At 70.2% G+C, this 23,825-nt stretch carries 23 protein-coding genes; 8 read left to right on the top strand and 15 right to left on the bottom strand.

Features of this window, described 5'->3' with window-relative positions:
• Positions 1-52 precede the first annotated feature (52 nt).
• The 4 genes from BM43_RS23290 to dapF are packed head-to-tail and all read right to left on the bottom strand — an operon-like array spanning position 53 to position 3,953.
• Positions 53-1,306, bottom strand: coding sequence for a class I SAM-dependent rRNA methyltransferase (locus BM43_RS23290; RefSeq protein ID WP_036048837.1), 1,254 nt, complete (start codon positions 1,304-1,306; stop codon positions 53-55).
• Between the two features lie 59 nt (positions 1,307-1,365).
• Positions 1,366-2,286, bottom strand: a complete 921-nt coding sequence (gene xerC / locus BM43_RS23285) for a tyrosine recombinase XerC (protein ID WP_036048839.1) — start codon at positions 2,284-2,286, stop codon at positions 1,366-1,368.
• Between the two features lie 11 nt (positions 2,287-2,297).
• Complete coding sequence (locus tag BM43_RS23280) at positions 2,298-3,041, bottom strand: DUF484 family protein (protein WP_036048841.1); 744 nt, start codon at positions 3,039-3,041, stop codon at positions 2,298-2,300.
• Between the two features lie 45 nt (positions 3,042-3,086).
• Positions 3,087-3,953 (bottom strand): diaminopimelate epimerase, encoded by an 867-nt coding sequence (gene dapF / locus BM43_RS23275; protein WP_036048843.1) that lies wholly within the window; start codon positions 3,951-3,953, stop codon positions 3,087-3,089.
• A gap of 371 nt (positions 3,954-4,324) precedes the next feature.
• On the opposite strand from dapF, the gene BM43_RS23270 reads away from it, so the two are divergent.
• Together BM43_RS23270 and BM43_RS23265 are read left to right on the top strand one after the other, a co-directional pair.
• Positions 4,325-4,603, top strand: coding sequence for a type II toxin-antitoxin system RelE/ParE family toxin (locus tag BM43_RS23270; protein WP_013699707.1), 279 nt, complete (start codon positions 4,325-4,327; stop codon positions 4,601-4,603).
• Between the two features lie 17 nt (positions 4,604-4,620).
• On the top strand, positions 4,621-4,917 hold the full coding sequence (locus BM43_RS23265) for a HigA family addiction module antitoxin (protein ID WP_013699706.1): 297 nt from the start codon (positions 4,621-4,623) through the stop codon (positions 4,915-4,917).
• A 128-nt stretch (positions 4,918-5,045) separates the two neighbouring features.
• On the opposite strand, the gene BM43_RS23260 is transcribed toward BM43_RS23265, so the two are convergent.
• Entirely contained in the window at positions 5,046-5,930 is an 885-nt protein-coding gene (locus BM43_RS23260; protein ID WP_013699705.1) for a lipid A biosynthesis lauroyl acyltransferase, read from the bottom strand.
• 279 nt (positions 5,931-6,209) lie between these two features.
• Here BM43_RS23260 and metK point away from each other — a divergent pair, with 279 nt between their 5' ends.
• On the top strand, positions 6,210-7,394 hold the full coding sequence (gene metK, locus BM43_RS23255; RefSeq protein ID WP_013699704.1) for a methionine adenosyltransferase: 1,185 nt from the start codon (positions 6,210-6,212) through the stop codon (positions 7,392-7,394).
• 213 nt (positions 7,395-7,607) lie between these two features.
• Here the strand turns inward: metK and BM43_RS23250 are convergent, their stop codons facing one another.
• Positions 7,608-7,964, bottom strand: a complete 357-nt coding sequence (locus BM43_RS23250) for a hypothetical protein (RefSeq protein ID WP_013699703.1) — start codon at positions 7,962-7,964, stop codon at positions 7,608-7,610.
• A 325-nt stretch (positions 7,965-8,289) separates the two neighbouring features.
• Here BM43_RS23250 and BM43_RS23245 point away from each other — a divergent pair, with 325 nt between their 5' ends.
• Complete coding sequence (locus tag BM43_RS23245) at positions 8,290-9,129, top strand: phytanoyl-CoA dioxygenase family protein (RefSeq protein WP_230676244.1); 840 nt, start codon at positions 8,290-8,292, stop codon at positions 9,127-9,129.
• 102 nt (positions 9,130-9,231) lie between these two features.
• On the opposite strand, the gene BM43_RS23240 is transcribed toward BM43_RS23245, so the two are convergent.
• Positions 9,232-9,438 (bottom strand): DUF3185 family protein, encoded by a 207-nt coding sequence (locus BM43_RS23240; protein ID WP_036048847.1) that lies wholly within the window; start codon positions 9,436-9,438, stop codon positions 9,232-9,234.
• A 197-nt stretch (positions 9,439-9,635) separates the two neighbouring features.
• On the opposite strand from BM43_RS23240, the gene mgrA reads away from it, so the two are divergent.
• The gene (mgrA, locus tag BM43_RS23235) at positions 9,636-10,679 is read left to right on the top strand and encodes an L-glyceraldehyde 3-phosphate reductase (RefSeq protein WP_013699700.1); all 1,044 of its coding nucleotides are present in this window, start codon (positions 9,636-9,638) and stop codon (positions 10,677-10,679) included.
• A 91-nt stretch (positions 10,680-10,770) separates the two neighbouring features.
• On the opposite strand, the gene BM43_RS23230 is transcribed toward mgrA, so the two are convergent.
• From BM43_RS23230 to BM43_RS23220, 3 genes are all read right to left on the bottom strand, one after another.
• On the bottom strand, positions 10,771-10,956 hold the full coding sequence (locus tag BM43_RS23230; RefSeq protein WP_013699699.1) for a hypothetical protein: 186 nt from the start codon (positions 10,954-10,956) through the stop codon (positions 10,771-10,773).
• A 143-nt stretch (positions 10,957-11,099) separates the two neighbouring features.
• Positions 11,100-12,029 (bottom strand): DMT family transporter, encoded by a 930-nt coding sequence (locus tag BM43_RS23225; RefSeq protein WP_036048849.1) that lies wholly within the window; start codon positions 12,027-12,029, stop codon positions 11,100-11,102.
• A gap of 377 nt (positions 12,030-12,406) precedes the next feature.
• The gene (locus BM43_RS23220; protein ID WP_036048851.1) at positions 12,407-13,672 is read right to left on the bottom strand and encodes an MFS transporter; all 1,266 of its coding nucleotides are present in this window, start codon (positions 13,670-13,672) and stop codon (positions 12,407-12,409) included.
• A 422-nt stretch (positions 13,673-14,094) separates the two neighbouring features.
• Here BM43_RS23220 and BM43_RS23215 point away from each other — a divergent pair, with 422 nt between their 5' ends.
• Together BM43_RS23215 and BM43_RS23210 are read left to right on the top strand one after the other, a co-directional pair.
• Complete coding sequence (locus BM43_RS23215; RefSeq protein ID WP_017920817.1) at positions 14,095-14,307, top strand: hypothetical protein; 213 nt, start codon at positions 14,095-14,097, stop codon at positions 14,305-14,307.
• Between the two features lie 40 nt (positions 14,308-14,347).
• Positions 14,348-15,379, top strand: coding sequence for a serine/threonine protein kinase (locus tag BM43_RS23210; RefSeq protein WP_036048853.1), 1,032 nt, complete (start codon positions 14,348-14,350; stop codon positions 15,377-15,379).
• 70 nt (positions 15,380-15,449) lie between these two features.
• Here the strand turns inward: BM43_RS23210 and BM43_RS23205 are convergent, their stop codons facing one another.
• The gene (locus BM43_RS23205) at positions 15,450-16,868 is read right to left on the bottom strand and encodes a coniferyl aldehyde dehydrogenase (protein WP_013699694.1); all 1,419 of its coding nucleotides are present in this window, start codon (positions 16,866-16,868) and stop codon (positions 15,450-15,452) included.
• Positions 16,869-16,904: 36 nt separating this feature from the next.
• Positions 16,905-18,578 carry an isovaleryl-CoA dehydrogenase gene (locus tag BM43_RS23200; RefSeq protein ID WP_036052936.1) on the bottom strand — a complete coding sequence of 558 codons (1,674 nt, stop codon included), beginning with the start codon at positions 18,576-18,578 and terminating at the stop codon, positions 16,905-16,907.
• 220 nt (positions 18,579-18,798) lie between these two features.
• Between BM43_RS23200 and BM43_RS23195 the strand changes: the two genes are divergently transcribed.
• On the top strand, positions 18,799-20,490 hold the full coding sequence (locus BM43_RS23195; RefSeq protein ID WP_036048855.1) for a GMC family oxidoreductase: 1,692 nt from the start codon (positions 18,799-18,801) through the stop codon (positions 20,488-20,490).
• 33 nt (positions 20,491-20,523) lie between these two features.
• Here BM43_RS23195 and BM43_RS23190 read toward each other — a convergent pair whose 3' ends face one another.
• From BM43_RS23190 to fliI, 3 genes are read right to left on the bottom strand one after another with little or no spacing between them, the layout of a single operon-like run.
• Complete coding sequence (locus BM43_RS23190) at positions 20,524-21,912, bottom strand: flagellar hook-length control protein FliK (protein WP_036048857.1); 1,389 nt, start codon at positions 21,910-21,912, stop codon at positions 20,524-20,526.
• Between the two features lie 18 nt (positions 21,913-21,930).
• Entirely contained in the window at positions 21,931-22,392 is a 462-nt protein-coding gene (gene fliJ / locus BM43_RS23185) for a flagellar export protein FliJ (protein ID WP_013699690.1), read from the bottom strand.
• 2 nt (positions 22,393-22,394) lie between these two features.
• Positions 22,395-23,825 carry a flagellar protein export ATPase FliI gene (gene fliI / locus BM43_RS23180; protein ID WP_013699689.1) on the bottom strand — a complete coding sequence of 477 codons (1,431 nt, stop codon included), beginning with the start codon at positions 23,823-23,825 and terminating at the stop codon, positions 22,395-22,397.

Here is a 23,825-nt window from a genome sequence, read left to right as displayed (position 1 = left end):
GCGCCCCGGCCGTTCGGCCGGGGCGCGTCGCGGCAATCCCAGATCGGGGCGCTCAGGCGATTTGCAACAGCAGGCCCTTCAGGTATTCGCCTTCCGGGAAGGCCGTCAGCAGCGGGTGGTCGACGCCCGCGCCGAGCCGCTTGAGGATCCGCGCGTCGACGCGCGCGTCGGCCGCCGCGCCGGCCACGATCTTCTGGAACAGCTCCATGTCGATCGCGCCCGAGCACGAATAGGTAAACAGCAGGCCGCCCGGGCGCAGCAGGCGGAAGCCGCTCAGGTTGATGTCCTTGTAGGCGCGCGCGGCGCGATCGACGTGCTCGCGGGCCGGCGCGAACTTGGGCGGATCGAGCACCACCAGGTCGAAGCGCTCGCCCTCGTCGGCCAGGCGCCGCAGGGTCTTGAACGCATCGGCGTCGAGCCAGCTGGCGCGGGCTGGGTCCAGGCCGTTGGCGGCCACGTTGCGTTGCGCGAGCGCCAGCGCGTCGCCCGAGGAGTCGATCGACACCACGCGGCGGGCGCCGCCGGCCAGCGCGGCCAGCGAGAAGCCGCCGGTGTAGCAGAAGCAGTTCAGCACTTCGCGCTCGCGCGCGAGCTGGCCGACCAGGGCGCGATTGTCGCGCTGGTCGACGTAGAAGCCGGTCTTGTGGCCGTTGGGCACGTCGACGTGGTAGCGCACGCCGTTCTCCCGGGCGATCAGCGTCGGCGGCGGCGCGTCGCCGGCCAGCACGCCGGTGACCTGCTCCAGGCCTTCCTTCTGGCGGATCGACACGTCCGAGCGCTCGTAGACGTTCGGGCAGCCGGTGGCCGCCGCGAGCGCCGCGACGATCGCCTCCTTCCAGGCCTCCACGCCGGCCGCCATGAACTGGCAGACCAACTGGCCGCGGCGCTCGGCCGAGGGCGGGGTGGCCGCGGGCGACTGGCCGACGGGCAGCTCGGCCGGCAGGCCGTCGGCCACGTAGTAGTCGACGATCAGGCCCGGCAGGCCGTCGGCCTCGCCGAACACCAGCCGCACCGCCTCGGTGTCGCTCACCATCGCCTGGCGATGGGCCACCGCGCGCTGCACGCGGCGCTTGAAGAAGGCGTGGTCGATCGGTTCGGCCTCGTCGAAGCTCCAGACGCGCACGCGGATCTGCGATTCCGGGCTGAACGCGCCGCGCGCCAGGAAGCGGCCGTCGTGCGAGCGCACCAGCACGGTGGCGCCGGCGGCGGGCTTGCCGTCGACGCGCTCGATCGCATTGGCATAGACCCAGGGATGGCGGCGCAGCAGGGATTTGTCTTTCGACGGCTTGAGCGTAACGGTATGCATGTCGGTATCGAATCGGGCCGCGTGGGGCACGCGGCGGGGCAAGGAGGGCGCGGCGCGCGTCAGTCGCGCTTTTTCGCGCGCGGATGCGCGCTGTCGTAGATGCGCGCGAGATGCTGGAAGTCGAGCGAGGTATAGACCTGGGTGGCCGAGATGCTGGCGTGGCCGAGCAGCTCCTGCACCGCGCGCAGGTCGCCGCTGGACTGCAGCACGTGGGTGGCGAACGAATGGCGCAGCACGTGCGGATGGACGTTGGCGGGGATGCCGGCCACCAGGGCGGCGCGCTTGACGCGCTCGCGCACCACGCCGGGCGACATGCGCTTGCCGCGCACCGAGAGGAACAGCGGATGCGGATCGGCGCGCACCCAGCCCGCGCGTACCGCGAGCCAGGCGTCGAGCGCCTCGAGCGCCTTGCGCCCGACCGGCACCTTGCGTTCCTTGCCGCCCTTGCCGAGCACGCTGACCTCGGCCTGCTCGCGGTCCAGCCAGCTCGCCGAGCGGTAGCCGTCGGCCTGCGTGTAGTGCACGTCGAGGCCGACCAGCTCGGCCAGGCGCAGGCCGGAGGAATAGAACAGCTCGAGGATCGCATGGTCGCGCAGGCCCTCGGGCGTATCGGGGAACGGCGACTCCATCAGCGTGTTGGCGTCGTCCACCGACAGCGCCTTGGGCAAGGTCTTCGCCCGCTTGGGCGCGCGCACCGTGGCCACCGGGTTGGCCGGCATCTCCACGCGCAGCGCGTACCAACGGTAGAAGGCACGCCAGGCCGACAGCCGGTGCGCGATCGAGCGCGCCGACAGGCCGCCCGCATGCGCGCGCGCCACCGCGCCGCGCATGTCGGCCGCGCCCAGGCTCGCCAGCGGGCGGCCGTCGGCGAACGCGAGCAGCGCGTCGAGTTCGTGCGCGTAGCCGCGCAGCGTGTGTTCCGAGAGCTGCCTGACGTGCTGCAGGTACGACAGGTAGGCAGCGATCGGATCGTCGGTCATGGCGCGCTCGTTCAGTGCGGCAGCAGGCGCGTGAGCGCGGCGCTGGCCAGCGCGCCGATGCGCGTCAGGAAATCGGTGCCCATGCCGTCGTGGAAGCGGCGCGGATCGGGCGAGCCGAGCACCAGCAGGCCGAAGGTGGGGGCGCCTTCCCCGGCTTCGGGGGCGCGCAGCGCGATCAGCGCGATCGATTCGGCCGCGCCCGAGGGCCGGGCGCCGGCCTCGGCCGCCTCGGCCGCCTCGGCGCCGTCTGCCAGGGCCGCGGCCGGCTGCGCCTCGACCGGCGCCAGCCATTGCGCCGCCTCGAAGCCCGAGTTCGCGCCGCAATAGGGCGTGGCCAGGCTGTTGGCGAACAGCCGTACTTCCTCGCCGACGTTGCGCGCGAATTCGGCCTGCGCGTAGGTATCGGCGACGTCCCAGATCCGCAGCGCCGTCTGCGGCACGTCGAACACCTCGGCCAGCCCGCCCGCGATCGCGCGCGGCAGCGCATGCGCGTCGCGCTCGGCGATCACGCGCGAGATCCAGTGGTTGAACTTGGTCGACAGGCCGTCGTTCTCGTGGCCGTAGCGCAGCAGCTCGGCGAGCCGCCGCTCGAGCAGCTTGTTCTTGTCGCGCAGCATCTCCATCTGCCGTTCCTGCAGGGAGATCGCGGCCTTGCCGTGCGGGTTCGCGAGCTTGACCGAGGCGAGCAGCTCCGCGTGGCGCGCGAAGAATTCGGGGTTGGCCAGCAGGTAGTCGGCGACGTCGCGTTCGTTCATAAGGCGTCAGGGTTCCGGTGCGCTTGGGGTTCGGGGGCGTGGCGGTCAGTCGGCCAGTTCGATGGCGCCGTCGAACACGGTGACGGCGGGGCCTGCCATGTAGAGCGGCGCGGCCTGGTCGCGCGCGCCGTCCCAGTGGATCGTCAGGGTGCCGCCGTGGGTCTGGACGGCCACCGGCGAATCGAGCAGGCCACGCCGGATCCCGGCCGCGACCGCGGCGCAGGCGCCGGTGCCGCAGGCGAGCGTCTCGCCGGCGCCGCGCTCGTAGACGCGCAGCTTCACCTCCCGGCGCGAGACGATCTGCAGGAAGCCGGCATTGACGCGCTGCGGGAAGCGCGCGTGGCGTTCGATCACCGGGCCGTCTTCCAGCACCGCGAAGGCCTCGGCGTCGTCGACCAACTGCACCGCGTGCGGATTGCCCATCGAGACCACCGAGATCCAGCGCGTCGCGCCGTTGACCTCGAGCGGGTAGACGGTATCGGCGCCGTCGTGGCGGCCCTCGAGCCCGGCCGCGTTGAACGGCACGCGGGCCGGCTCGAACACGGGCGAGCCCATGTCGACCACCACCTCGCCGTTGTCCTGCATGCTCAGCGTGATCACACCGTGCTTGACCTGCACGCGCACCGTGGTCTTGTCCGTCAGGCCCTTGTCGCGCACGAACTTCACGAAGCAGCGCGCGCCGTTGCCGCAATGCTCGACCTCGCCGCCGTCGCAATTGAAGATCCGGTACTTGAAATCGACGCCGTCGAGGCTCGGCCGCTCGACCAGCAGCAGTTGGTCGGCGCCGATGCCGAAATGGCGATCGGCGAGTGCGCGCACGCGCTCGGGCGTGAGGCCGAGATCGCCGGCGGTGCCGTCGAGCACGACGAAGTCGTTGCCGGCGCCTTGCATCTTGGTGAACGGAAGTTTCACGGTGTTCCAGGTTTGCCTGTCGAAACGGGACTGGGTGGGCCTGGGCGGCCCCGCCGCGCGGTTCGCGAACCCGCGCGCCAGCCTGAGCGTGAATGATACATGGAGTGCCGGTCGGCAATGGGGGGCGGGGTGGGCGCGAGGGACGGCGCGGCCTTTTCGCGGCGACGCCTGGCCGGATGGCCAGCGCGCAGGGGGCGAGCGATTACGAGATGGCTGGACACGCACAATGGCCGCTTTTGGCCGTTGACTCGGGACCATGGCGTTGCGTATAGTGTGACTGCTCGCTGCACGCGAGGCCTGGACAGATTCCTTCGTTTCCCGATGAATGGCCGCCGGCGATGGCGCCGGCACGGACATAGATCGGGAGGTCCATGATCAAGTCGTGGCGTCACAAGGGTCTCGAAGCGTTTTTCCTTTACGGCAGCAAGGCAGGTATTCGGCCCGACCATGCGTCGCGGCTTCGGCGTCAGTTGATGCGCCTCGATATCGCCTGTTGCGCGCGGGACATGAATCTCGCCGGGTGGCGGCTGCATGCGCTCGGCGGCGAGCTGGGCGGGTATTTCTCAGTCAGGGTCAGCGGCAACTGGCGGCTGATCTTCGCATTCGACGGCGAGGACGCGATCCTCGTCGACTACCTGGACTATCACTGACCGACAGGGTTCGCGACATGACGCGCATTTCCAATCCACCGCATCCCGGCGAAACGCTGCGCGAAGACGTGCTGCCCGCGCTCGGCCTGACCGTCACCGAGGCCGCGGCCCAACTGGGCGTGACGCGGGCTGCGCTGTCGCGCGTGCTCAACGGCCGGGCCGCGATCTCGCCGGAGATGGCCTTGCGCATCGAGGGCTGGCTCGGCATCGAGAACGGCGGCCGGGCCGATCTCTGGCTCGCCGAGCAACTCGCCTACGATCTGGCGCAGGCTCGCGCCAAAGGCATGCCCAAGGTGATTCGGGCTCGCGCCTGAACCCTGGCCCGCAGCGCGGGGCAACCAACCCCAAACGACGAAGGCCGGGATTGCCCATCCCGGCCTTCTTGCCTTGCCTAGCCGATTCGTTCGACCAGCGCGAGGTCGTGCCCCGTCGCGCGCGACGCTCAATAGAACCCCGGCTCGCCCGGCGGCCGCGTCTTGAAGCGCTTGTGCACCCAGTAGTACTGCTCCGGCAGCAGCGGGATCTGCTCCTCCAGGAAGGCGTTCATGCGGCGCGCGTCGAGATCGTCGTCGCCGGTCGGATAGTGATCCCAGGGCTTGAACACGCGCAGGCGATACCCCTTGTAGTTCGGCAGCACCTCGCCGATGAAGGGCACCACCTGCGCGCGCCCGGTCTTGGCCAGCCGGCCCACGGCCGTCAGCGTGCAGGTAGGAATCCCGAAGAAGGGCACGAAGGTGGAATTGCGCACGCCGTAGTCCATGTCGGCGCCGAGCATCACCGGCTTGCGGTCGCGCAGCCAGCGCAGCACGATGCGCGCGCTGTCGGCGCGGCTCGCCATCTCGGCGTCGAAGCGGCCGCGCGCGCGCTTGGCCTCGGCTTCCAGCAGCGGGTTCGAGAATGGTTGGTACAACGAACCGCAGGTGCGTTGCAGCGAGCGGTTCAGCCAGATCGAGCCGGCCTCGATGCCGACGAAATGCAGGCCCAGGAACAGCGTGGGCGGCAGGTCCGGATCGGTCAGGTCGATCGCGCTGTCCACCTCGATCAGCCTGGCGAGCTTCTTCTCCGAGCCGAACCATTGCACGCTGCGCTCGACGTAGCTGCGAATCGCATGACGAAAGTGCCGGCCGGCGATTTCCTCGCGCCGCGCCTCGCTCCACTCGGGAAAGCAGAGTTTCAGATTCGTATGTACGATGCGTTTTCTCCGGCTCGGGATGCGATAGAGCAGCCAGCCGAGACCATCGCCGAAGCGGGCCGTCACGCCATATGGAAGCAGCGCGAACAGCTTGAGCAGCAGCAATGCGAATTGCGTTCCCAGGCGCGCTAGCATGCGCGGCCCCGCGCTGCCGCGGCGGCGCGAAAGGCCGGCGAATAAAGAAATGAATTCAGAATGAGGATCGGCGGAAACACCACGGCGCTCTTGTGTGACAAAGGGAGAAAGCCGATATAATACGGGCTTCGCCGAGTTAACTGACAACTTGCGGGGCGAAGCCGGACGGGTCTACCAGGCTCATCCGGACCAAGGAATCCGCTAAAGCGTCGCCACTTCAACAAGCAACCGAAGCTGGCTACGTGAATGCAACCGTAACCACCAAGGAGCTTGAACAAAGTGGCAAACGACTTCTTCTTCACGTCCGAATCCGTTTCCGAAGGCCATCCGGACAAGGTCGCCGACCAAATCTCCGACGCGATCCTCGACGCCATCCTCGCGCAAGACAAATACTCCCGCGTTGCCGCCGAAACGCTGTGCAACACGGGTCTGGTCGTGCTCGCGGGTGAAATCACCACCACCGCGAACATCGACTACATCCAGATCGCGCGCGATACGATCCGTCGCATTGGTTACGACAACACCGACTTCGGCATCGACTACAAGGGCTGCGCGGTGCTGGTCGCCTACGACAAGCAATCGCCGGACATCGCGCAGGGCGTGGACCGCGCGCACGACAACAACCTCGACCAGGGCGCGGGCGACCAGGGCCTGATGTTCGGTTACGCGTGCGATGAAACGCCGGAACTGATGCCGCTGCCGATCTACCTGTCGCACCGCCTGGTCGAGCGCCAGGCCAACCTGCGCCGCGACGGCCGCCTGCCCTGGCTGCGCCCGGATGCGAAGTCGCAGGTCACGGTCCGCTATGTCGACGGCAAGCCGCACGCGATCGACACCGTGGTGCTGTCGACGCAGCACGCGCCGGACATCGACCTGCCGCAACTGCGCGAAGCCGTGATCGAGGAGATCATCAAGCCGACGCTGCCGGCCGAGCTGATCAAGGGCGACATCAAGTTCCTGGTCAATCCGACCGGCCGTTTCGTGATCGGTGGCCCGCAAGGCGATTGCGGCCTGACCGGCCGCAAGATCATCGTCGACACCTACGGCGGTGCCGCCCCGCACGGCGGCGGCGCGTTCTCGGGCAAGGATCCGTCCAAGGTCGACCGTTCGGCCGCCTACGCGGGCCGCTACGTCGCCAAGAACATCGTCGCCGCAGGCCTGGCCTCGCGCGCGCTGATCCAGGTTTCCTACGCGATCGGCGTGGCGGAACCGACCTCGGTGATGGTCAACACCTTCGGCACCGGCAAGGTGTCGGACGACACGATCACCAAGCTGGTCCGCGAGCACTTCGACCTGCGTCCGAAGGGCATCGTGCAGATGCTGGACCTGCTGCGCCCGATCTACGAGAAGACCGCCGCCTACGGCCACTTCGGCCGCGCCGAGCCGGAATTCACCTGGGAAGCGACCGACAAGGCGCTCGCGCTGGCCGAAGCGGCCGGCGTCGAACCGGCTGTCGCGGTCTGAGCGCTGCGCTGCGCCGTCCCTGACGGCAGATGAAAAAACCCCGGCCTGGCCGGGGTTTTTTATTGCCCGTCGCGAGTACGGACGAGGGCGCGCATGAGGTGCGCGGGCAACGGGGCGGGAACACGCCCACCGCCGCCAAGACGATCGGTATGAGGAATGCCGCGCAGGCGGCGTGCCCGGCGGCGGCCCGGGCCGTTGGCCCGGAACCGTGCTTCAGCGTGCGCCGAACGCGAACCAGCCGGCGCTGGCCGACAGGCGGCGCGGGCGATTCACGCGCCGGCGCGGGCCGTTGGCGCGGCGCAGCGTGAGCAGGCGCAGCGAGGAGGGCTTGCGCAGCAGCGCGGGCAAGCCGAGGCGGCGCGCGCTCGCGTGGGCGCGCATGGTGGCCAGGAACGCATGCAGCCAGCTGCGCAGGCCGCCCAGGCGCGGCGCGGCCGGCGTGATCGCGCGGTTCGCCAGCGCGCGCGTGCGGGCGTGATGGTGGCGCAGCGCACGGACGATCCGGCGGGGTTCGAGCGGGGCGAGACGCTTGGCGGCGCGGTTCAGGCGGGAGGTGAGACTGAAGGACATGTCGGTGTGACTTGGCTCGTAAAAGTGCCGGATCGGCTGCGCGCAGTCGCGCGACCGGCTTCCGACACCTGAGTGAATGGGCCCCAGGCAAGGTGCCGCTGCATGGTAGCGGATGCCAAAATAGGCCGCGCCGGTCGAAATGACAGGCGCCGCCAGCCTACCGGCGATCCGTGACGTCCAGAAGTCGAGACAACCCTGATTCCGGCCCAAGGACGGCGCGGCACGCGCATCGCCGGTTAGTCGCCCGGGCCACGCGACAGTTCCGCGCTCCGGCGCCCCGCCATGCTGCCGCGCAAGCCGGCCCGACATATCCCTGTCGCCGACAATGCAGGGTTCCGGATCAATCCCCGCCGTCTTACAATCAACGATTCATAAAAACGACATCGAGCCACCCATGTCCTCACCGCAGTCCGAGATGATTCGCGCGCAAATCGCCGACTTGCGCGAGCACGGTTACGTGATCGCCCGGGGGCTGGTCGCGCCCGAGACCTGCGCGGCGCTGAAGGCCGTCGCCGAGCGGCAGCTGCGGGAGGCCGCCGAGCCGCTCGAGTTCGAGGCCGACCTGCGCTACCCGGGCGCTCCCGAATCGAGGGACGCGCCGGGCGGGCGTACCGTGCGGCGCCTGCTCGACGCCCACTCGCGCGCGCCCGAGTTCGCCGAGCGCGCCACCGCCCCCGAGATCGCCGCCTGGATGCAGGCCTACTTCGGCGAGGCGGCGCTGCTCTCGCGCGTGCACCACAACTGCATGATGACCAAGCACCCGATGTACGGCAGCCTGACCGGCTGGCATCGCGATTTCCGCTACTGGGCCTTCGAGCGCGCCGACCTGGTTTCGGTATGGCTCGCGGTGGGCGCCGAGACGAACACCAACGGCGCGCTGTGGCTGGTGCCGGGTTCGCACACGGCCGAGTTCGGCGCCGAGGCCTTCGACGAGGCGAAGTTCTTCCGCGGCGACCTGCCGGCCAATCGCGCGTTGATCGATCGCGCGGTCTGCCCCGAGCTGAGCCCCGGCGACGTGGTGTTCTTCCACTGCAACACGCTGCATTCGGCCGGGCAGAATCGCAGCGACCAGGTGAAGTTCTCGCTGGTCTACACCTATCACGCCGAAAGCAATCGCCCGCTGCCGGGCTCGCGCTCGGCCTCGAAGCCCGACGTTCGGCTCTGAGGCGCGAGCCGGCGACAGGCGCCATGCGAAAAACGGGCGGCCGATCCAGGATCGGTCGCCCGTTTTTCGTTTCGACGCGCGACAGGCGCGTACCCATCCTCCTCAGCGCCTGCCGCCCGGCATCGCCAGGCCGATCAGCCCGGCCAGCATCGCCACCGTGCCGCCTGCGATCAGCAGGATCGTCTTGGTGGCGGGCGAGCCGATGAACAGTCGCGACAGGCTGTCGTTGAACGAATGGAAGGACTGGCCGCCGAAATACAGCAGCACGATGCCGCCGACGATCAGCGCGACCGAGATCGCTCGGGTCATGGTTTTCCTCGCTGTAACGAATCATCAGGACGCCGCAGTGTAGGTTAGCGGCGCGATCGCGTCCATGCCGTCGCGACGAGGCTGCGCGAACGCGTCGGGCCCGCTACCATGGGCGGCTCGCGTTTCCCGTCCGCCCGGCCGCGCGCTCCACGCCCCGCGCCGGGCGGCCTTCTTCGACTCGACAAGGGGATTCCTCGATGGCCTACGAAGCAGCATCCGAACGCTATGCCGACATGCCGTACCGCACCTGCGGCAAGTCGGGCCTCAAACTGCCGGCCTTGTCGCTCGGCCTCTGGCACAACTTCGGCGATACCACGCCGCTCTCCACGCAGCGCGAGATCCTGCGCACCGCCTTCGATCTCGGCATCACCCACTTCGATCTCGCCAACAACTACGGGCCGCCCTACGGCAGCGCCGAGATCAACTTCGGCCGCCTGCTGAAGGAGGATTTCCGCCCCTATCGCGACGAGCTGCTGATCTCGACCAAGGCCGGCTGGGACATGTGGCCGGGCCCCTACGGCAGCGGCGGCGGCTCGCGCAAGTACGTGCTGGCGAGCCTCGACCAGAGCCTCGCGCGCATGGGCCTCGACTATGTCGACATCTTCTATTCGCATCGCTTCGACGCGCATACGCCGCTGGAGGAAACCGCCAGCGCGCTGGCCACGGCGGTGAAGCAGGGCAAGGCGCTGTACGTGGGCGTGTCCTCGTACTCGGCCGCCAAGACGCGCGAGATCGCCAGGTTGCTGGCCGAGGAGCGCGTGCCGCTGCTGATCCACCAGCCCGCCTACAACCTGCTGAACCGCTGGCCCGAGCGCGAGCTGTTCGACGCGCTCGACGAGACCGGCGCCGGCAGCATCGCCTTCACGCCGCTCGCGCAGGGCCTGCTGACCTCGAAATACCTGAACGGCATTCCCGACGATGCGCGCGTCAACAAGCCGGGCGGCGGCTCGCTGAAGGCCGAGCACCTGAGCGCGCAGAATATCGAGCACGTGCGCAAGCTCAACGAGATCGCCGCGCGCCGCGGCCAGAGCCTGGCGCAGATGGCGCTGGCCTGGGTGCTGCGCGGCAATCGCGTGACCTCGGCGCTGATCGGCGCGAGCCGGGCCGAGCAGGTGCGCGAGAACGTCGGTGCCTTGAAGCGGCTCGACTTCACGGCCGAGGAATTGGCCGAGATCGATCGTTACGCGACCGAAGGCGGGATCAATCTGTGGGAAAAACCGTCCACCGACCAGGAGATCTGATCGGGGCTCGCGCCATTGCGGCGCAATAAAGGCCGGAGGCGACGCGCGCCGGGCGCGCGTCGTCGATTCGTCGAGCGTTCAGCCGGTGCCGCTAGATCAGCGCCGGCAATCCCTCGACCAGCAGCAACGCGACGCCGACCCCGAGCGCGGCACCCAGCACGCGCAGCACGTTGTGCCGGATGTTGTGCGTGCCGCACGGCACCGCGCCGAGGAACAGCGCACCGGCCAGCGCCATCGGAATCAGAAGGATGAAATCGCCGATCGTGAAGTAGCCCATGTCCGTCTCCCGTCTCGATCTGTCATCCGCGCGTGATTCGCGCGCGGTTGATTCGAGTATAGGTAAGGAAACGCCGAATTTCGCCTTCCGGATTGTTGCGAATCCGAAGAAACATCTCCCGGCAACGATCGGCGCCCAGGGTTTCATGTTTCGCTTTCCGAAGTATTTCCACGAGCTTTCATTTGCCGCAGCGCACGATCGGGCGCATGCCGGAACACCAGCGCCAGGCCGCCGAGGATCGCGGCCATGCCGAGCATCTCGAGCCGGCCCGGCAGGTGGCCGAAGCCGATCGCATCCATCAGCGTGGTGACCACCGGCACCAGGTAGAACAGGCTCGTCACGTTGACGGCGTCGCCGTCGCGCATCAGCCGGTAGAACAGCATCTGCCCCGCCACCGAGATCACCAGACCCAGCCACAGCACCGCGATCAGCAGCGCGGGGCTGGCGTCGAAGCGCAGCGCCGCGCCGAGCGATCCGCCCGGCGCGAGCGGCAGGCAGGCCAGGCTCATCGCCAGGCCGATCGCGGTCTGCATCGCCAGGCCATCGGCCGGCGCCACGCCGCTGCGTTTCTGCAGCAGCGCGCCGGCGGTGATCGCCAGCAGCGCGGCCAGCGCGATCGCCGCGCCGCCCGCCGTCACGCCGCCGCCGTCCAGGCCGTGCCAGACCACCAGCGCGAGCCCGGTCAGCGCGAGCAGCAGGCCCGCCAGGCGCGGCACCGACCAGCGGCGCTCGACCAGCGCCAGGGTGAGGATCGGCTGCGCGCCGAGCAAGGTGGCCAGCATGCCCGGCGTGATGCCGTGTTCGAGCGCGAGCAGGTAGGCGATCGAATACAGGCCCATCAGCAAGCCGATCAGCGCCGTGACGCGCCGCCCGCCGGCCGGCGGCAGCCAGCGGCGGCGCGCCAGGCCGATCGCGGCCAGCGCCAGCGAGGCGAGCGCGAAACGCGCGATCAGGAAGGCCAGCGCGCAAGCGTGGCGCACGCCGAGTTCGGCGAAGATCGCGCCGCTGCTCCACAGCAGCACGAAGGAGGAAGTGGTGAAACGCGCGACGAGCGCGCCTTGTGCGAATCGCATGATGTGTCCTGTCGATCGGAACCGGAAACGGCCGCGCGCGACGCCGCCGCGCGAATGACGCGCAGGCAGGACGAACGGGACCGATGGGAAAGCTGCGGCGCGGTTCAGCCGCGCCGTGCCGCGCGATGCGGCGGCGGCGCGCCGATGCGCGGCGGATCGACAGGAGGTGGCGGTGCCGCTTGCGCGCGCCCGTGCCGCCGCGCGCAAGGCGGCAGGCAATCGGTGAGCTGGGCGGGCAAGGCAGGCCGCATGGTTCGATGAAGGAAAAAGACGGATGACACGCCACGTTAGCGCATCGGGGCCGGGCTCGGCAAGTGGCGAATCCGAGTAGGCCTCGCGCCGTGCCCGCTACACGAGCGGCGCCGCCGCGATCGTCGTCAGGCGGCGCCGGCGCGCTCGCGCGAGCGCAACCAGCTCGCGGCGACCAGGCCCACCGCCAGCAGCGCGCCCACCAGCGCGGCCACGCCGCCCCAGCCCGAGGCGCTCCAGGCGTGGCCGCCGAGCGAGCCGATCACGCTCGAGCCGAGGTAGTAGGACAGCAGGTAGAGCGCCGCGGCCTGCCCCTTGCCCTGGCTGGCGAGCCGGCCGACCCAGCCGCTCGCCACCGAGTGGCCGGCGAAGAAGCCGAAGGTCATGCAGGCGATGCCGGCCGCGATCGCCGCGACCGGGGCAAGCAGGGTCAGCGCCACGCCCAGGCCCATCATCACGATGCCGACGATCAGCACGCGCCCGCGTCCGATCGAGTCGGCCATGCGGCCGGACCACGGCGAGGCGAACACGCCGACCAGGTAGACCACGAAGATCGCGCCGATGGTAGCCTGGTTCATCGCGTAGGGCGGCGCCAGCAATCGATAGCCGATGTAGTTGTAGAGCGTGACGAAGCTGCCCATCAGCACGAAGGCCATCAGGAACAGCACGGGCAGCTCGCGGCGGCCGCGCAGGTGCCGCGCCAGCGCGCTGCGATGATGCGCCAAGCCCAGCCCGCGGCGCGGCGTGAAATGCCGCGAGGGCGGCAGCAGCGCGCGGAACGCCAGCATCGCGGCGAGCCCGAGCACGCCGATCCCCGCCACCGCGATGCGCCAGCCGAACAGCTCGGCCAGCACGCCGGTGATCACGCGCCCGGCCATCCCGCCGATCGCGGTGCCGCCCACGTAGAGCCCCATCGCCAGGCCCAGCCCATCCGGATGCACCTCCTCGGCCAGGTAGGCCATCGCCACGGCCGGCACGCCGCCCAGCGCGATGCCGGTCAGCGCGCGCAGCACCAGCAGCGCGTGCCAATGCGGCACGAAGGCGGCGGCCAGCGTGAACAGCGAGGACAGCGTCAGCGAGAGCGTCATCAGGCGATGCCGGCTGAGCCCTTCGGAGACGAAGCCGGCCACGAAGATGGCCAGCGCCAGCGCGGCGGTGGCGAACGACAGCGAGAGGCTGCTCTGCGCCGGGCTCACCCCGAAGGCGTCCGAGAATTCGGGCAGCAGCGGCTGCACGTAGTAGAGCAGCGAGAAGGTCGCGTAGCCGGCGAACAGCAGCGCGATGCTCGCGTGCCAGTAGCCGCGCGAACCGCGCTCGAGATAGGGGGCGGTCGGGGCGGGCTGCGCCGGGCGGCTGTTTGCGGCCGATTCCGGCGATCCGGGTGAAGCGCTCACGCTAGGGGTCTCCCTGCAACGGACAAACCGCAACGATACGCCGCTTGCCCGAAACGCGTCGGTTGCCGCCGACTCGCGCGAGCCGCGGCGGCCGGCGCGCGCGGCGGGTTTGCCGTTGCTGTCGCGCGGGCGCGTCAGCCGATGCGAACGTCATGCGAAGTGCATGTTTTTGTGTTCTGCTGGAGCGTCACGGCGCTCGGGTTATGATTGCCGTGCGCCGGCAGCGTTTTCCGGCGCGGCCGAAGCGTCCCCCTAATGGGGGGCGACCCGGCGAATCGCGGCGCTGGCCGCGATTTTGTTTTCATGCGACGCGATTCCATCGAAGTGCGAATCGGTTAACAATGGAAACGCGTCCCGCCCCCGGGCGGCGCATTCCAGTATTCGCGGCCGGCGATCCGGTCGGTTTTGAGTGGGGAAACATCATGCATGTCGGTTCGATTGTCTGCACTACGCATATCGCCGTACCGAAGGGCGCCCGCGGCATCGTCCAGCGCATCCTCGGTGACATGGCGATGGTGACCTGGTACGCGGGCGTGCCGGGCGATTCGAAGGAACTGAACACCGAGCCCTTCTTTCTCGAGGACCTGATCGACACCGGAGAATCCGTGCTGCCCGCGGGCGCCGCGATTCACTGAGAACTCGTCAAGCGGCGCGGCGCGCGGCACAATGCGGGCCATGCACGACGACCATTCCGAACCCACCCCGGCCGGCGACAGCGCCGGCCTTCCTTTTGCGGGCCTCACGCCCGAGCGCGTGCTCGACGCGCTCGACAGCGTGCTGATCCCCGCCGGCCTGCGCACCGACGGGCGCCTGCTCGCGCTCAACAGCTACGAGAACCGCGTCTACCAGGCCGGCATCGAGGACGGCCAGCCGATCGTCGCCAAGTTCTACCGGCCGCGACGCTGGTCCGACGCGGCCATCCTCGAGGAACACGGCTTCGTCGCCGAGCTGGCCGCGCGCGAGATTCCCGCCGTGCCGGCGCGCGCCTTCGAGGGCCGCACGCTGCACGAATTCGAGGGTTTCCGTTTCTCGGTGTTCGAACGGCGCGGCGGCCGCGCGCCCGATCTCGACCGGCGCGACACGCTCGAATGGCTGGGCCGCTTCATCGGCCGGATCCACGCGGTGGGCGCCACCCAGGCCTATGCCGAGCGGCCGGTGCTCGATATCCGCAGCTTCGGCTACGACTCGCGCGACTACCTGCTGTCCAACGAGATCATCCCCGTCGATTTGCGCGAGGCCTACCGGACTGTGCTGGCGCTGGCGCTGGAAGGGGTCGAGGCGGCCTTCGAGCGTGCCGGCGAGACGCGCCTGCTGCGCGCGCACGGCGACTGCCATCCGAGCAACGTGCTGTGGACCGACGCCGGCCCGCATTTCGTCGACTTCGACGACAGCCGCATGGCGCCCGCGATCCAGGATCTCTGGCTGCTGCTGCCGGGCGACCGCGCCGGCGCGTCCAGCGCGCTGGCCGACCTGCTGGCCGGCTACGAGGATTTCTGCGAATTCGATCCGCACGAGCTGCACCTGGTCGAGGCGCTGCGCACGCTGCGGCTGATCCATTATTCGGCGTGGCTGGCGCGCCGCTGGGACGACCCGGCCTTTCCGGCCGCCTTCCCCTGGTTCAACACCCATCGCTACTGGGAAGAGCGCGTGCTCGAACTGCGCGAGCAGGTCGGCGCGATGCAGGAAGGGCCGCTCTGGCCCGTCTGATCCGGTCTCGACGCCGGGAGCCGGCCGTTGCATGCGCAACGAGCGCGATCCCTCCCGGCGATCCCTTTGCTCAGAACCTCAGCATCAGCTTGATCAGGGCCCCGAAGCGCTTGCCGTAGGGCGGCGCGAGCAGGTTTCGCGCGTTGAAGCGCGCCTGCGTGAGCACCGGCTTCATCTTCGAGAAGGTCACGAAGCCGTCGTAGCCGTGATAGGCGCCCATCCCGCTCGCGCCGACCCCGCCGAACGGCAGCGAGCCGCAGGCGATATGCATCAGCGTCTCGTTGATCGAGACCCCGCCCGAGATGGTGTCGCGCATCACGCGATCGATGTTGGCGCGCGATTCCTCGAACAGGTAGAGCGCGAGCGGGCGCGGGCGCGCGTTCACGTAGGCGATCGCCTGCTCGAGCGTGTCGTAGGGCACGATCGGCAGCAGCGGCCCGAAGATCTCCTCCTGCATCAGCGCGGACTGGTCGGGCGCGCGCGTGATCGCCACCGGCGCGAAGCGGCGCAGCGCCGGATCGCAGGGCGCCTCGGTCAGCGGATGCAGGGTGGCGCCGCCGTCCTGCGCCTCGGCCGCGAGCCGGTCGAGCCGCGCGAAGTGGCGCTCGGAGATGATCGAGGTGTAGTCGGCGTTGTGCGCGAAATCGGGGTAGAGCCGCGCCACGCGAGCGCGGGCCCGCTCGATGAAGGCCTCCTCCTTGCCGCGCGGCACCAGCACGTAGTCGGGCGCGATGCAGGTCTGGCCCGCGTTGAGCGTCTTGCCGGCGACGATCGCGTCGACCGCGTTGTCGAAGCGCGCGCCGGGCCCGACGATGGCCGGCGACTTGCCGCCCAGCTCGAGCGTGACCGGCGTCAGGTGCTCGGCGGCCGCGCGCATCACGTGGCGGCCCACCTGGGTCGAGCCGGTGAACAGCAGGTGGTCGAAGGGCAGCTTGCTGAACGCCGCGCCGATCTCCGCATCGCCGTTGACCACGGCCACGTGATCGCGCGAGTAGGTCTTCGCGATCAGGACTTCGAACAGTTCCGAGGTGCGCGGCGTCAGTTCCGACATCTTGACGATGGCGCGGTTGCCGGCGCTCAGCGCGCAGATCAGCGGGCCCGCGGCCAGCAGCACCGGGTAGTTCCAGGGCACCACGATGCCCACCACGCCGAGCGGCTGCGGGATCACGGTGGCGCGCGCCGGCTTCAACCACTTGTTCATCGGCTTGCGGCGCGGCCGCATCCAGCGCTTGCCGTGGCGCAGCGCCTCGTCGATCTCCTCCTTGGCCATCCAGATCTCGGAGAGCAGCACCTCCTGCTTGGCGCGATGGCCGAAGTCGGCATTGATCGCCTCGGCCAGCGCGTCGGCATTGTCGATCAGCATCGCCCGCAGCGCGCGCAAATGGCCCGCGCGCGTGTCCCAGGAGGGATAGGGCGCGCGCAGGTAGGCGGCGCGCTGGTCGTGCAGCAGCGCGTCGAGCGTGGCGAGTCCGGGCAGGTCGTTCTTCATCGTCTGCTCCTTGGCAGGCAGGCTGGCGGCCGAACGTCAGGCCGGGAACGCGCGCGAGAGAAGCGCGCCGTGGTCGAAGGCGGGCAGCGTGCCGTAGACGCGTCCCGTGTCGTGGCTCGCGGCGCCCAGGCGCGTCGCGATGAAGGCATCGGCCATCGCGACCGGTGCGTGGCGGATCAGCAGCGAGGCCTGCGCGATCAGCGCGATGCGTTGCGCGATGCGGCGCGCCGAGGCTTCGCGTTCCTCGGCCGGCAGCGCGAAGGCATCGAGCAACTGGTCGATCGCGCGCAGCAGCTCGGGATGCCCGGCGGCGGCCTCGCGCCAGGCGGCGACCAGGGCCGCGGCCGATTCGGGCTCGCGCTCGACGGCGCGCAGCACGTCCAGGCACATCACGTTGCCCGAGCCTTCCCAGATCGAGTTGACCGGCGCCTCGCGATAGAAGCGCGCCATCGGCCCGGTCTCGACGTAGCCGTTGCCGCCCCACACTTCCATGGCCTCGCCGGTGAATTCGAGCGCACGCTTGCAGACCCAGAACTTGGCGGCCGGCGTGACGATGCGGCGCCAGCCGCGCGCCTCGGCCGAGCTGCCGTCGTCGTGCTCGACCGCGTCGGCCAGGCGCATGAACAGCATGGTGGCCGCCTCCGATTCGATCGCGAGGTCCGCCAGCACGTTGCGCATCAGCGGCTGCTCGGCCAGCAGTCGGCCGAAGGCGCTGCGGTGCCGCGCGTGATGGATCGCCTGCACCAGCGCGGCCCGCATCAGCGCGGCGCTGCCGATCACGCAGTCGAGCCGCGTCATGTTCGCCATCTCGATGATGGTCGGCACGCCGCGGCCTTCCTCGCCGACCATCACGCCGTAGGCATCGAGGAATTCCACCTCGCTGCTCGCATTCGAGCGGTTGCCGAGCTTGTCCTTGAGGCGCTGCACCTGCACCGCGTTCTTGCTGCCGTCGGGCGAGAAGCGCGGCACGTAGAAGCAGGAAATGCCGGCGTGCTCGTCGGTGCGCGCCAGCACCAGGTGCGCATCGCATTGCGGCGCGGAGAAGAACCACTTGTGGCCGACCAGGCGATAGGGCTGGCCGCGCCCGCCCGCGCCGAGCGGCCAGGCGCGCGTTTCGTTGCTGCGCACGTCCGAGCCGCCCTGCTTCTCGGTCATGCCCATGCCGATCATCATCGAGCGCTTACCCGCCAGCGGGATGTCGCGCGGGTCGTGCTCGCGCGTATAGAGCCGCTCGCGCAGCGTCTCGAATAGGGCCGGTTCCTTTTTGAGCACGGGGATGCTCGCGAAGGTCATGGTCAGCGGGCACAGCGAGCCCGATTCGAGCTGGGCGTGCAGGAAGTAGCCGGCGCAGCGCGCGGCCATCGCGCCGGCGCGCGGCTCGGCGAAGGGCAGCGCATGCAGGCCCTCGCCGCGCAACAGGGCCAGCAACTGGTGCCAGCTCGGGTGGAATTCGAGCGCGTCGATGCGCTCGCCGCGCGCGCTGTGGGTCGACAGCTCGGGCGTATGACGATTGGCGAGTTCGGCCAGTGCCAGCGTGTCGGCGGTGGTGAGCGCCGCGCCGTGCCGCGAGAGCGCCGTTTGATGCCAGCCCGCGCCGTGCCGCTCGACGGCGGCCGCGAGCGCGAGGTCGGTTTCAAACGCGTTGTAGTCGGTGAGCGGCGGGGCCTGATTGGTGACGCGATGCGTCGCCGCCGGAACGTGCTGATCCATGCCTGTGTCTCCCATTTCGCGGCCGGCGACGGCTTGGCGTCGCTCGCTGCCGCGCGAGGCGAATCCGGCCATCTTAAGGCCGGACGGCGGCCCCGTTTAGAGGAATCGCTCTTGATTCGATGCGCCGCGGCGCGCGCCGCGTTCCTACAATGCGCGAACATTACAAGTGCTGGATGCGCATCGGCACGGGTCGCTGACCATGACATGAAGGAGACATGACATGCAGTACGACTATCTGATCGTCGGCGGCGGATCGGGCGGCGCGAGCCTCGCGGCGCGCCTGGCCGACGCCTGTCCCGACGCCAGCATCGCCCTGATCGAGGCCGGCGGCAGCAACCAGCGCAACCTGCTGGTCAACATGCCGGTCGGCATCGCCGCGCTGGTGCCGTACAGGATCGGCACCAACTACGGCTATGAGACGGTGCCGCAGGCCGGGCTGGGCGGGCGGCGCGGTTACCAGCCGCGCGGGCGCGGGCTGGGCGGCTCGAGCGCGATCAACGCGATGATCTACACACGCGGCCATCCGCTCGACTACGACGAATGGGAAACGCTGGGCTGCCACGGCTGGGGCTGGCGCGACGTGCTGCCGTATTTCCGGCGCGCCGAGGGCAACCAGCGCGGCGCGAACGAGTGGCATGGCGCCGACGGCCCGCTGACGGTATCCGACCTGCGATTCCGGAATCCCTTCGCACAACGATTCATCGATGCCGCACACGCGGCCGGATATCCGCTCAACGACGACTTCAACGGCGCCGAGCAGGAAGGTGTCGGCTTCTACCAGGTCACGCATCGCGACGGCGCGCGCTGCAGCGTGGCGCGCGCTTATCTCTACGACCAGCCACGCGCCAATCTCGACATCATCACCGACGCGACCGTGCTGCGCATCGGCTTCGAGGGCCGCCGCGCGAACGGCGTGACGCTGGCGCGACGCGGCGGCAAGCTCGAGACGATCGGCGCGCGCGCCGAGGTGATCGTCGCGGCCGGCGCGTTCAACTCGCCGCAACTGCTGATGTGCTCGGGGATCGGCCCGGCCGAGCAACTGCGCCGCCACGGCATCGAGGTGCTGCACGACGCGCCCGAGGTCGGCCGCAACCTGATCGACCATATCGACTTCATCATCAACAAGCGCGTCGATTCCTCGGAGCTGGTGGGCATCTGCCTGCGCGGCCTGGCCAAGATGACGCCGCAACTGCTGCGCTGGTTCTCGAAGCGCGACGGCATGATGTCGAGCAACGTGGCCGAGGCGGGCGGCTTCCTCAAGAGCGAGCCGGGGCTCGATCGCCCCGACCTGCAGCTGCATTTCTGCACCGCGCTGGTCGACGATCACAACCGCCACATGCACTGGGGCTTCGGTTACTCGCTGCACGTCTGCGCGCTGCGCCCCAAGAGCCGCGGCACGGTCGAGCTGGCGAGCGGCGATGCGCGCGAGGCGCCGCTGATCGACCCGCGCTTCTTCAGCGACGAGCGCGACCTGGACCTGCTGATGACGGGGGCCAAGGCGATGCGGCGGATCCTCGCCGCCGAGCCGCTGGCCTCGCAAGGCGGGCGCGAGCTCTACACCGATCCTTCGGACGACGATGCAAGGCTGCGCGCCACCATCGTCGAGCGCGCCGACACCATCTACCACCCGGTCGGCACCTGCCGGATGGGCAGCGATGCGCGCGCGGTGGTCGATACGCAGTTGCGCGTGCGTGGCGTGGAAGGTTTGCGGGTGGTCGACGCCTCGGTGATGCCGACCCTGATCGGCGGCAACACCAACGCGCCTTCGGTGATGATCGGCGAGCGCGCCGCGGAGTTCATCGCGGCCGCGCGCCGGAGCGGCTCGGCGCCGCTCGGGGTGGTGTCGACGACGATCGCCGGAACGATGCAGGCGCAGGCGCCGGCCGCGGTTCGCGCCGCCGCCGGCAACTGAGCGCCCGAGCGAGAGGAAACCGGGCGGAGGCGCTTACGCGAAGGTATCGACCATCCCGACGCGCTGCTGCGTCGCGACGCTGGACGTCGGGCCTGCGGGTCCGGCGAGCGCGTCGCCGCCCGACGACGCGCCGTACGCGGCGCCCGCGCGTCGCGTCCCGGCTGCGCCCGAGGATTGCTGTTGCGCGTTCTGCTGCGCGAATCCGCCGCCGCCGTCGCTGACGTTGGCGCTGCCCAGGCTCAGGCCGCCCGATTCCATCGCCTCGCGCAGCTTCGGCAGCGCGGCCTCGACCGCCTCGCGCACCTGCGGATGCTGCGAGACGAACAGCGCGTGGGCGTGATTGTCGGCCACGCGCAGTACCACCTGCAGCGGGCCGAGGTCGGGCGGGTTCAGCGACAGCTCGGCGGTCTGCTGATGCGCGTTCGAGAGGAACACCACCTTCTGGCTGAAGGCGTCGCCCCATTCCTGCGAGCCGACGAGCGGTGCCAGGATGGCCTCGGCGGCGGCCGCGCCGGCGGTGGTCGCGGTGCCGGCCTGGGCGAGCGGCGAGCCCTGCTGCGCGGCCGCGGCCAGCGTGGCCTGCAGCGCGCTCTGGTCCGGCTGCGCGACGGCGGCCGCGTCGCCATGCTGACCGGTGCCGGCCGAAGCGGTGGCGGCGCTCATCGCGCTCGAGAATTCCGAGGACGAGATCGCGGCATTCGGATTGCGCTCGGCGGCGCCATGCGCGATCGCGCTGCCGGCGGCCGCGCCGGCACTGGCCAGGTGCGCGCCGGCCTCGCCGCCGGCCGAGCCTGCGCGGCCCGAGGGAATCGCCGCGGCGCCCACGCCGCCGTTGGTGAGGCGGTCGAGCGCGGCATGCAGCGCGTCGCTGACCGAATTGCCGGTGCCCGCGCCGGCGGCCGCCGCGTTCGCCGCGGCATTGGCGGCAAGTTGCGCGGCGGCATCGGCCTTCGCATCGGCCGCGCCGGTATTGGCGGTGCCGTTCGCATTGGCGGCGGCCAGCGCTCGCGCGGCCGCGTCGGCGGCCCCGTCGCCGCTGCCGCCGGCCGCGTCCTGGCGCGCCTGCAACTGCGCCTGCACGGCGGCAGCCGCAGCCAGCGCGGCGGCGTCGGCCGGCGTGGCCGCGGTTTGCGCATCCTGGCCGTCGTCCGCATCGTCGCTGCCGTCCGCGTGCTTGTGTCCGCCGTGATGCCCGCGCACCTTGCCGTCGCCCGAGGACGGATCGGTGGCGGCCGTCGTCGTCGCCGCCGCCGGTTTCGGCTGGGGCTGGGGCTGCTGGTTCGCCACGCTCTGCTGCAGGGTCTGCGAGAACGGCGTCGACGAGGACGCGCCGGCGGCATCGTTCGACCGCGAGCCGGAGCCGGCCTGGTTGGCGGCGGTGGCGGCGTCGAGCAGCGATGCGGTCAGGGAGAGGGCGGGCATGGCGGTGTCTCGATCGGGTTACTTGGAGGGATGCGCCGGGTCGGCGCGCATGCGCAGCACCTTCGCCGCATGTTCGTCGGCGTCGCGCTGCTCGCGTTTCGCGGCACGTTGCTGATCCTGCGCGAGGCCGCGTTTCTGCAGGATTTCGTAGGAACCCAGGGTGCGCTTGCGCGCCTGCCATTCTGGGCGGGCCGCGTCCACGCGCGCCTCGGCGGCGGCCACGATGCGCCGCTGCTGGCCGATCGCCGCGTCCAGCGTGTCGATGAAGGACTGGAAGTTGCGCATGCTGCCGGCCGGCATGCCGGCCTGGGCGTCCAGCGCGAAACGCGCGTGGTATTCGTCGCGGTAGCGCAGCAGCGCGTCGAGCTGGTCCTGCGCCGAGCCGCGCTCGCGCTGCGCGTGGCCGAGCGCCCGGGTGGCGTTGTCGAGGTCTTCCTGCGCGCGATCGAGCAGGATCTGCAGCGGGAACGTCGCGGCCATGCTCAGCCTCCTTCGTATTGGAACAGCGCGTCGAGCCCGGCCAGGCAGGACTCGAACGGCGCGCATTCGCGAAAGCCCTGCTGCAGGAAGGCCTCGATGCGCGGGTAGAGCGCGATGGCGCGGTCGAGCTGGGCATCGCGCCCGGCCGCGTAGGCGCCCACCGCGATCAGGTCGCGATTGCGCTGGTAGCGCGAGAGCATCTGCTTGAAGCGGCGCACGCGATCGAGATGGCGCTCGTCGATCAGCGAGGTCATGGCGCGGCTGATCGACTGCTCGATGTCGATCGCGGGATAGTGGCCGGCCTCGGCCAACTGGCGCGACAACACGATATGGCCGTCCAGGATCGCGCGCGCCGAATCGGCGATCGGGTCCTGCTGGTCGTCGCCCTCGGTCAGCACCGTGTAGAAGGCGGTGATCGAGCCGCCGCCTTCCGGGCCGTTGCCGGTGCGCTCCACCAGTGCCGGCAGCTTGGCGAACACCGAGGGCGGATAACCCTTGGTGGCCGGCGGTTCGCCGATCGCCAGCGCGATCTCGCGCTGCGCCATCGCGTAGCGCGTGAGCGAATCCATCAGCAGCAGCACGTGCTTGCCCTGGTCGCGGAAGTATTCGGCCAGCGAGGTCGCGTAGGCGGCGCCCTGCATGCGCAGCAGCGGCGACACGTCGGCCGGCGCGGCCACCACCACCGAGCGCGCCAGGCCGTCCTCGCCGAGGATCTGCTCGATGAATTCCTTCACTTCGCGGCCGCGCTCGCCGATCAGGCCGATCACGATCACCTCGGCGCTGGTGTAGCGCGCCATGGTGCCGAGCAGCACCGACTTGCCCACGCCCGAACCGGCGAACAGGCCCATGCGCTGGCCGCGCCCCACCGTCAGCAGCGCGTTGATGGCGCGCACGCCGACATCGAGCACGTGATGGATCGGCTCGCGCTCCAGCGGGTTGATGGTCGGCGCCGACAGCGGCGCGTCGAGTTCCGAGGCGAGCGGGCCGAGCCGGTCGAGCGGGCGGCCCGAGGCGTCCACCACGCGGCCCAGCATCTGCCAGCCGACCGGCAGGCGCTTGGCGCCGGCCAGCGGATCGGCGATCGGCGCGCGTTCCAGCGGCCAGACGCGCGCGCCGGGCAGCACCCCGGCCACCTCGGTGGTCGGCATCAGGAACAGGCGTTCGCCGGCGAAGCCGACCACCTCGGCCTCGGCCACCGGCAGGGTGCTGCCGGGCGGCAGTTCGATGGTGCATTCGGCGCCCACCGACAGGCGCAGCCCGGTGGCTTCCAGCACCAGGCCGGCGGCGCGCGTGAGGCGCCCGCAGGGGCGCAGCGGCAGCGCGCGGGCGCTGCGTTCGCGCAGCGCGCCGAGCTGCTCCAGCCAGTGCGCCAGATGCGGGTTCGACACGGCGGGCGCCGCGTCGTCGAGCAGGAGGTCGGGCGCGCGGCTCAT

The organism is Burkholderia gladioli (assembly GCF_000959725.1).
Lineage (GTDB): Bacteria > Pseudomonadota > Gammaproteobacteria > Burkholderiales > Burkholderiaceae > Burkholderia > Burkholderia gladioli.
Note: the sequence above shows the minus strand (reverse complement) of the source record. Positions and strands in the feature narration are given on the sequence as shown.